The sequence below is a fragment of the Oligoflexus sp. genome, from assembly GCF_035638955.1.
GTDB lineage: Bacteria > Bdellovibrionota_B > Oligoflexia > Oligoflexales > Oligoflexaceae > Oligoflexus.
Window position 1 is genome coordinate 1 of record NZ_DASQYZ010000014.1, and the last position, 7,581, is coordinate 7,581.

The 7,581-nt window shown below is 50.9% G+C and carries 7 protein-coding genes; 2 read left to right on the forward strand and 5 right to left on the reverse strand.

Features of this window, described 5'->3' with window-relative positions:
* Positions 1–172: 172 nt before the first annotated feature.
* Positions 173–1,264, reverse strand: coding sequence for a hypothetical protein (locus VE954_RS01825; protein WP_324949051.1), 1,092 nt, complete (start codon positions 1,262–1,264; stop codon positions 173–175).
* A 621-nt stretch (positions 1,265–1,885) separates the two neighbouring features.
* Here VE954_RS01825 and VE954_RS01830 point away from each other — a divergent pair.
* Together VE954_RS01830 and VE954_RS01835 are read left to right on the forward strand one after the other, a co-directional pair.
* Entirely contained in the window at positions 1,886–2,317 is a 432-nt protein-coding gene (locus tag VE954_RS01830; protein WP_324949053.1) for a hypothetical protein, read from the forward strand.
* 34 nt (positions 2,318–2,351) lie between these two features.
* Complete coding sequence (locus VE954_RS01835) at positions 2,352–2,783, forward strand: hypothetical protein (RefSeq protein WP_324949055.1); 432 nt, start codon at positions 2,352–2,354, stop codon at positions 2,781–2,783.
* Between the two features lie 35 nt (positions 2,784–2,818).
* Here VE954_RS01835 and VE954_RS01840 read toward each other — a convergent pair whose 3' ends face one another.
* The 4 genes from VE954_RS01840 to VE954_RS01855 are packed head-to-tail and all read right to left on the reverse strand — an operon-like array spanning position 2,819 to position 7,275.
* On the reverse strand, positions 2,819–4,234 hold the full coding sequence (locus VE954_RS01840; RefSeq protein WP_324949056.1) for a sigma-54 dependent transcriptional regulator: 1,416 nt from the start codon (positions 4,232–4,234) through the stop codon (positions 2,819–2,821).
* Positions 4,235–4,267: 33 nt separating this feature from the next.
* Entirely contained in the window at positions 4,268–5,413 is a 1,146-nt protein-coding gene (locus VE954_RS01845) for a HAMP domain-containing sensor histidine kinase (RefSeq protein WP_324949058.1), read from the reverse strand.
* A gap of 15 nt (positions 5,414–5,428) precedes the next feature.
* Positions 5,429–5,923, reverse strand: a complete 495-nt coding sequence (locus VE954_RS01850) for a hypothetical protein (RefSeq protein WP_324949060.1) — start codon at positions 5,921–5,923, stop codon at positions 5,429–5,431.
* Positions 5,923–7,275 carry a hypothetical protein gene (locus VE954_RS01855; RefSeq protein ID WP_324949062.1) on the reverse strand — a complete coding sequence of 451 codons (1,353 nt, stop codon included), beginning with the start codon at positions 7,273–7,275 and terminating at the stop codon, positions 5,923–5,925. Before VE954_RS01855 ends, VE954_RS01850 begins: the two co-directional genes overlap by 1 nt.
* Between the last annotated feature and the right edge of the window lie 306 nt (positions 7,276–7,581).

A 7,581-nucleotide genomic window follows, 5' to 3' on the forward strand; every position in this document is an offset into this window, starting at 1 on the left:
CCGTAGCAAGTCGCGCACACTACAAAACCCATCAAGAGCGCGCAATTCATTCGTTGCATTTGTTTACTCCTCATTCCAATTTAATACCCAAGCATTTGACCCGATGGCTTCGCAGATAAGGCCTCTAGGATGGTACAAAGAAAGGTGCAATTGGCCATCCCCCTTGAAGCAGTCATTGAGGATCTGAAATGGGATCAACCGATCGGACAATTGCAATCGAATAAACCTTAGCGCTTTCGCCTGCGGATCCTCCCGCCAGAAGCTTGTCATCCATAAGAGCGAGGGAGCTGCCGAATATTGGCAATGACAAAGTACCTCCCTGGATTACCTTGTCCCAGTTATGGATGTTAAATGAATACACATTGCCTTCCCAGGTTAACCCGAAAAGGAGATCACCGCTTCGGGCCAAGCCGGTCACAACCTCTGAATTGGGGACAGCTATTACAGTTTTAAGAGTTATTGCAGGGAGTGCGCTGACATCATACACATATACGCCGAATTCCGTACCAACAAAAAGATCTCCTTCAAGTACTGAAGCATGATAAGGAAATCTATTATGTGCAATGCTTGTTTTTAATGCCATAGCGTTATCAAATAGTTCGACACCATTGAATGGGCCACTCTCCATGACAATTATATAACCATCCTTTGCCAGAACCACTTCACCGTAACCAGCTGTTGGGACAGTTTTATCCGTTGTGAGTGACGTTTTATTGAGACGTTGAAGTTGCTGACCTGGGATGTCGTATTCGAACTTCGCTGCATAAATGAACTCCTCGGTGACGCCCACCCGGCTGTTTTCAGGCCCTACTTCAGAGTTTGCAGAAATTTCGATGAGCGAGTCAGGATTAGACGAATCGAATTTTTTTATTCCACCGTTGGAGAGTGAGTCGACGCTGAGATAAAGCACATCCTCGGAATGCACAAGATCCCTGACCAAATTTCCAGCAGCTCCATAGCCACGATGCAGAAGTGCCCCGGCCTTTGACACTTCAAGTGAATGTACTCCCCCCCCACCGAAAAGTATACCAACCAGAGCTCGATTTCCAATTGTGATAATATCATAGGCAACACCATCCGGATCCACATCCAATTCATCAATTTGCAAGAGTTCGACTTGATTGCTACGAGCGTCGATCCTTGATTTCGATGACGCGTTTGCGATAGTCCATCCACCGGGAAAAGCACCAAACATTTCCATAAAAAATAGAGATGAAATACCAAGTCCATATTTTACCCACAAACCCTTTGACGACATCTTCATGGTGGGAATACTCCATCAAATATTGTTGCAATGCTATGTTCTAATCAGCTTATGGCAGTGAGAATTGCAATCCATATTTTTTTAACGAAGACCGCGATTGACACCAAAGGTTTTTGTCGCATGGGTTTGATGGGCTGACGAGCTACTAAAGCCAAGCATTGAACACCTACAGCTTGTACGCGATTACGACAAGTTTTGTCACTGATCACATTCGGCAGGATAGGGCGAAACCAGGAATGCAGTGTCTGTAAAGTTATAAATCCACGATGAGTAACTGCGCTCGAGGCAGGATTTTTTACTGGGCGTTCCGTCGCAGGGGCTAAAGCATCAAAGTTTTACTCCGCGCAAGATGCGGGAGCGAAACCTGTCAATCTACGCTTTATGGATAAAGCTGTGACGTGGAAGGTCAGTTGGTTACCTAGGAATGAGGACGCGCCCTGGAACACGGCTGAAAAAATGCTCACTTTTCCAAAAAAATCTCACACAAAAATCCAACAACCGCCTGCAGCAAATGCGTAACAACCCGGCATTATTATCAAGTCGGGATGGTACGCATCCTGTATTAAGGGAGTGTCGAGCGGACAAAAAGCCGCGTAGCAAACTCTTGCAGAGGAAAAGTTCATGAAAGTTCAAACATTCTTTATTATCAGCATTCTGACAGTATGGGCGGTGGGTTGCGGAGTGACCCACAACGACAAGGACACGGAGAAGAATCTCGCCGAAGGGGTGAAACGTCGGGTTGATGCAGAAGAAGTTTCGATTTCCCCTAAGATGGATACCTATCAGGCGGGCGACATCATCAAGCTCGCCCTAGCCGCTCCCAATAATCATACCGGGATCAAGGTGCAGCCGGATGACGCCTACTCCGTCGTCTCATGTCCTGAAGAAGCCGCTCCCACGGATGACGCCGTGTGCCTGAAGCTCCAATCCTCTGCCGATATAGAGTTTCAGGTCATCGGCTACTATACCGAGTACGGCCCTTGGCTTAACCCGAAGAAAAAACACAAGCAGGCTGCGAGCGATACCCGGAATCTGACCGTTTCGGTCAATTGATCGCGTGGATCCGTCAACGTAAAGGAAACAATTTATGAAACCAAGACATTATCCAGCCCTGATCACCGTACTCCTCACGATCTTCGCAATCTCCACGGCCTGCTATGAGGATAGCAACCGGGATATTGAAAGACGTTTGGAGGAGCAAACCCTGGCACAATTGGAGGCAGCCACGGTCCACCTCACCCCGCCACCAGGAGTCTATGCAAGCAGCCAGCTTGTTGTCGTCACCCCGGAAGAAGAAGATTTCCTGGTTGAGATCGAGAGCGGCCCTGGTTATGAAACTGTGCCCTGTCCCCCTTCATCACCAGAGCGATCGAAATGCACTACAGTCGCCAGCTCAGCCGACCTTCGATTTCATCTTATAGGCTCGAACGAGCTTACTTATGGACGGGAAGGGACCATCGAAAGAAAGCTCATTCGAGGCAGCACAAGGACAGCGAGGTACACGATTCAGTCTCCCTGACCGTAACATTCAGGATGAAGGACCGGACCGTGGAACTACCCGCGGCTGGGATCCTTCGTGATGCCAAGCTGCTGCATCTTCTGATGGAGATACGAACGATCGATCTCCAGCCAGTGAGCGGCATCCTTGATGGAACCTTGGGTCTCCTGGAGCACCTTTTCAATATAAATCTTTTCACCGATGCTACGAAATTTTTTGAGGGAAAGGCGGCCCTCGATGGGAATTATGAGCCCCTGGGGAGGCTCCTCCGCGCGGGCGTCCATATTATCGGGTTCGTCGGCATGGACCAGCGCGTAGCTTTTCAAAATTCGGCTGGCCTCGGCTTTCGCGATCCTGCTTGGATCATCAATCAGGATGGTTTCGGCAAGATTTCGGAGTTCCCGAACGTTTCCTGGCCAGGAATACGATATAAGCAGCTGTTCAACGTCAAGGTCGATGGTCGGTAACGACACTCCGGTTTTCTTGGAGAATCCGTTAATAAAATGCTTAAACAGCAGAAAAATATCGGACTTTCGTTCCCTGAGCGGCGGAATATGAATACGGGCAACGTTGATGCGGAAATAAAGGTCCTTGCGAAACTGTCCATTCACAACCTCACGTTCAATATCCTTTGATGTTGCCGCAATGATTCGCACATCCGCGTGGCGAATCTGCGGGGCTCCTACTTTCTGCACCTCTCCGGTTTCGAGAAAGCGGAGCAGCTTGGTCTGAGCATTTTGCGGCAGATCGCCAATCTCATCGATGAAGAGAGTCCCGCCGTCGGCCATTTCTATTTTTCCTGCCTGATCGCGAAGGGCACCGGTAAAGGCCCCTTTTCTGTGACCGAACAGTTCGCTTTCGACAAGATTCTCAGGAATGGCAGCTGCATTGACGACGATAAAAGGCTTGGCTTGACGCGTTGACGCCTGCCATAGGCTTTGCGCAACGACTTCCTTGCCAACCCCGGTTTCTCCGGTGATCAGCACCTTGACGTCCTTGCTGCCGATTTTCTCGATAGCCTTTCTGAGGTCCCGCAGCTGCTCGCTGTCCCCGACCAGGCCGTATGACGAACGTGCGCTGGTCATGTCGCGGAAAAACCGATTGATACTGGAAAACTTAAGGCAGTTTTTTATGGTCAGCCGAAGCCTTTCATGCGTTAAAGGCTTCTCGATAAAATCGTAAGCGCCAAGACGAATCGATTGAGCCGCTTCGGCCGCCGAAGCCTCGCCCGAAAGGACGATGATTGGCAGCTCGATTCCTTCATTTTTTAATTTTTCCAGCAGCGCAAGACACGTCTTCCCCTGGCTGAAGTGCACGTCCAAAAGGAAGAGATCCGGAACCTCACGCTGGATGGAAGCATGCGCCTCTTCCAGCGTCCCAACGTCCTGAATGACAAATTCGTCTCCCATGAGACAAAGACGAATCGCCTGTCGCACAGCGACGTCGTCGTCTGCAATAAGCACGTTGTACATTGGGTTTCTCCTTCTCCGTCATAAGTTGTTTGATCAGGCGCGTTGCGTCAGCAAAGGCAGTTGAAGTTGGAACGCCACGGTTTGATCCGCATTCTTGATAAGTTTCAGGTCGCCGCCATGATCGAGGGCTATTTTTCTGCAGACGGGCAAGCCAAGACCGAGGTTTCCTCCTCGTCCCCTGGCCCCATAAGTCGTGAAATGAGGCTCAAAAATACGCTCCCGGATGGCGTCCGCTATCATTTTTCCCCGGTTGCTGACTTCGATAGCAAGGGAGGCTTGCCAGTCGAGCCTGGCCAATACGACAACCGGTACGTTTCCATCCGGGTTGGCCTCCAGTGCATTACGAAGAAGGTTGAAGAGGAGGCGCTGAATGAGTTCAGGGTCAAACTCAGCCTGGGTATCCTCTGAGACCTGTATCACGACAGTAAGGACCAGCCGCGAGTCGAAGGACTTGAAGCTCCTTTCAAACCTTTCAAGAAACTCTTTAACCCGCCAGGGCGCAAGTTGAGGGTCAGGGAGACGGGCAAATTCAGTGAAGCTTTCAATCATGCCTTCCATGGCATTGGTCTGCGATTCAATCAGTCGCGATGCTTCCTCAAGATACCGGGCATACGATTCCCTGGGCATGGATTCAAATTTAGGAGTCAAACTGCTGCTCAACATTTTTATCGGGGTAAGCGGCCCTCTTAATTCATGCACGAGTTCCTTGGCGATTCTCTGCCAGCTCGAGAGAGACCGTAGATCCTTTAACTTGGCATTCTTGTCGAGCGATTCGGTTAAAATTCGTCGGAACTTCCGAACGATGGCCATGGAGATAAGAAGCGAGGCCGTGAGGGAGACGACGAGCACAAGACTCGCGTTCCAAAGGGCTTCCGCCGCCAGTTCTGCTTCAAGACGTGAGCGCAGCACATTTTTACTCTGGGCTTCTATCAAAAATGACTCGCCCAGCTCAAGCCTCCTGGTATAGATCGCGCTTCTTTCCGGATCGAAGTTTTTCAGTCGATTCAGGTCATCAAGGTAATGAACAGCCAGTTCTTCTGGAAATCGGGAGTCCGAAATCTGGTCCAGAACAGCCATGGTGCGCTCAAGCTGCATTCGATGCAGCACGAAAAGAGGCATCGAGGTGAGTAACATGACCAGTACGATCTGAAACCAGACGCGGGCGATAAGATTCGTCATGTTCCTCTCTACCAACTAAAGGGGCATATCAAGCAGCACTTTCTCCGCAGGATAGCCCTTGAATATTCGCTTCCAATCGATATTGAGAAGACTGCCACCCTCCTTGTTGACCCTGCCCGTCACACGGGCGAACCTTCCCTCCCACAAGGGGTTGAGAAGGACCATCAGAGTCAGGTTCTCACCCTGGACCGAGGGTTCGCATAGCATATGCTGGCAGATCAGGGCGAGCGACTGCTCAATCGGCACGAAGCCCAACTCTTCGTGCTGGCTTTTTGCTATAACTTTTTTGGTCCAATAGCTATAGCGAAGCTGAAGTGGACGCATGCAAAGGACGGCGTCACCTGCACGAACCAGACTCAGAACTTCGATGGGAATCCCCTTTTGCAGTTTTTGAACAAGGAAGGTGCCTTCGCGACTCTTAAGTTCTGAACAGCATTTTAAGCATTCCTGCCTGGCCCATGAGGATGTGCTGAAGAGAAGCAGGAGTATTGATACGCAGCACTTTTTCATCAATAGAGCCTCTTCGCATAATACACGGCTTGCACCGACACCCTGAGATCATCATCCATAAAACCGTAAGAAACCCCAAGGAACGGGCTCGATTGGCGGAATTCAAGCACCTGGGTGGATTCCTCAACAACGCGGACGCCCCCAATGGCCAGAGCGTTTTGCAGGGACTGGTCCAGGACCCATTGTGTCCCAATGCCGATCTGGGCTTTCAGATCGACCGGATTTTCCGTTCTGATTCTGTCCGTTGGCATACCGCCGTGGCTGGCTCGACGGGAACAAAAATCAAAGTTGGTCAAAAGGTTGCCGGCATGGGGCCAGAACTCCTGCCCCGCTAAAGCGAGCCGCGACACGCGTTTCCCATCCTTGGAAAAACTCTCCTCGGCTTCGACGCGAAAGAAATCCGACGCCTCATGACCGGATTGATAGCGCGCGATCAGTCGTGGCCAGATCTCCGAACGCTTCCTGATGCGAACGGACGTGAACTCGCCCTCCTGCGTGTAAACCCTTTCTTCGCCTTCATAAATGGCCACGCCTGGGCCAAGACTGATTTCTCCGAGATGACGGAAAAGAGTGAAGCTCGTGTGAAGATCGGCCTCCCAAACAGTCGAGACAAACGGCGCAGCATTCTGCCGAGCGCCGTCGTTGTCGGCGATAAGCTGCACCCCGAGCTTAAGGCCAAGGTCCTCGGCGAAGCTATAGCGGCGCTGAATATGGAAACGGGCGGATTTCAGGACCTTCTGTGGCGTCTGGTCCCGGTTCATATCCCGCGGCCGCAAGGCATTGGAAAAGAAGGGAGACGCGCCCTCCCAATACGAAGCCACGGCACCGTACTCGAGCGAGTCGATGGGCTGATGGTTACGATCAGTCAGCAGGTAAGCGAGTGAGGTCTGCCATGCGTCGGCCTTTTCGAAGACATCTGTCGCACTCGATAGGCTGAGGTGATAACGAACCTTCCTCGGCACAACCTGGAGAATGATGAACACATGCCCCTTCTCCTCAGTCGGGACCAGCTCGATTTCGTGGCTTTCAAATACATTGGAGAGGCGGATGTTCAGCCCCAAGCGCTCAAGGTCTTCGCCTGACATCCACTGATACTTTTTTACCCCGAAATACCGAAAGAGCTGCTCACAGTCGTCCTGCGCCCCGGATTTAAGGAGCTCGCCTTTGACGACTTCGCTCAAAGAGTCGTCGAACACGAGGCCCTGACTGCGAAAACCTTTGCAGCGAATTCCGGCAATGAAGTAAGGACTCTCGTAAGCAGGGTGTAGAGAGGCGTTAGCCTCAGCCGCAACCAGTTGCATCGATATCATGAACATATGGGCAAAGAAGACGATGATAGGAGCGTAGTTCATAAGGGGCTTCTCCTCAGTCGGTCCAAAATCCATACATTATTCATCAGTTTTCACAAGACACAACTCACGTGGCCCTCACATGCAAGCAAATCGGGCCCAGCCGCGTGGGGTTTCTCCGACAGGCGCAGAAAATATCTCACAAATAAATCCGAGGAGGAGCTTCACCTAGGTACCTAAGCAAAAGTCTTTGATCACTTTTTCTTTACGAACTCACGAAGCCAGAAATTGTCTGCCAGGACTCCGGCTTTTTTAAGCCGCTCACGTGGCGATAACGAACGCAAATGTGCACAGGCGATCTTTATGGTT

Coding starts and splice junctions, on each gene's coding strand:
- VE954_RS01850 (WP_324949060.1), bottom strand. CDS start 5,923: ATGAAAAAGTGCTGCGTATCAATACTCCTGCTTCTCTTCAGCACATCC.
- VE954_RS01825 (WP_324949051.1), bottom strand. CDS start 1,264: ATGAAGATGTCGTCAAAGGGTTTGTGGGTAAAATATGGACTTGGTATT.
- VE954_RS01855 (WP_324949062.1), bottom strand. CDS start 7,275: ATGAACTACGCTCCTATCATCGTCTTCTTTGCCCATATGTTCATGATA.
- VE954_RS01835 (WP_324949055.1), top strand. CDS start 2,352: ATGAAACCAAGACATTATCCAGCCCTGATCACCGTACTCCTCACGATC.
- VE954_RS01840 (WP_324949056.1), bottom strand. CDS start 4,234: ATGTACAACGTGCTTATTGCAGACGACGACGTCGCTGTGCGACAGGCG.
- VE954_RS01830 (WP_324949053.1), top strand. CDS start 1,886: ATGAAAGTTCAAACATTCTTTATTATCAGCATTCTGACAGTATGGGCG.
- VE954_RS01845 (WP_324949058.1), bottom strand. CDS start 5,413: ATGACGAATCTTATCGCCCGCGTCTGGTTTCAGATCGTACTGGTCATG.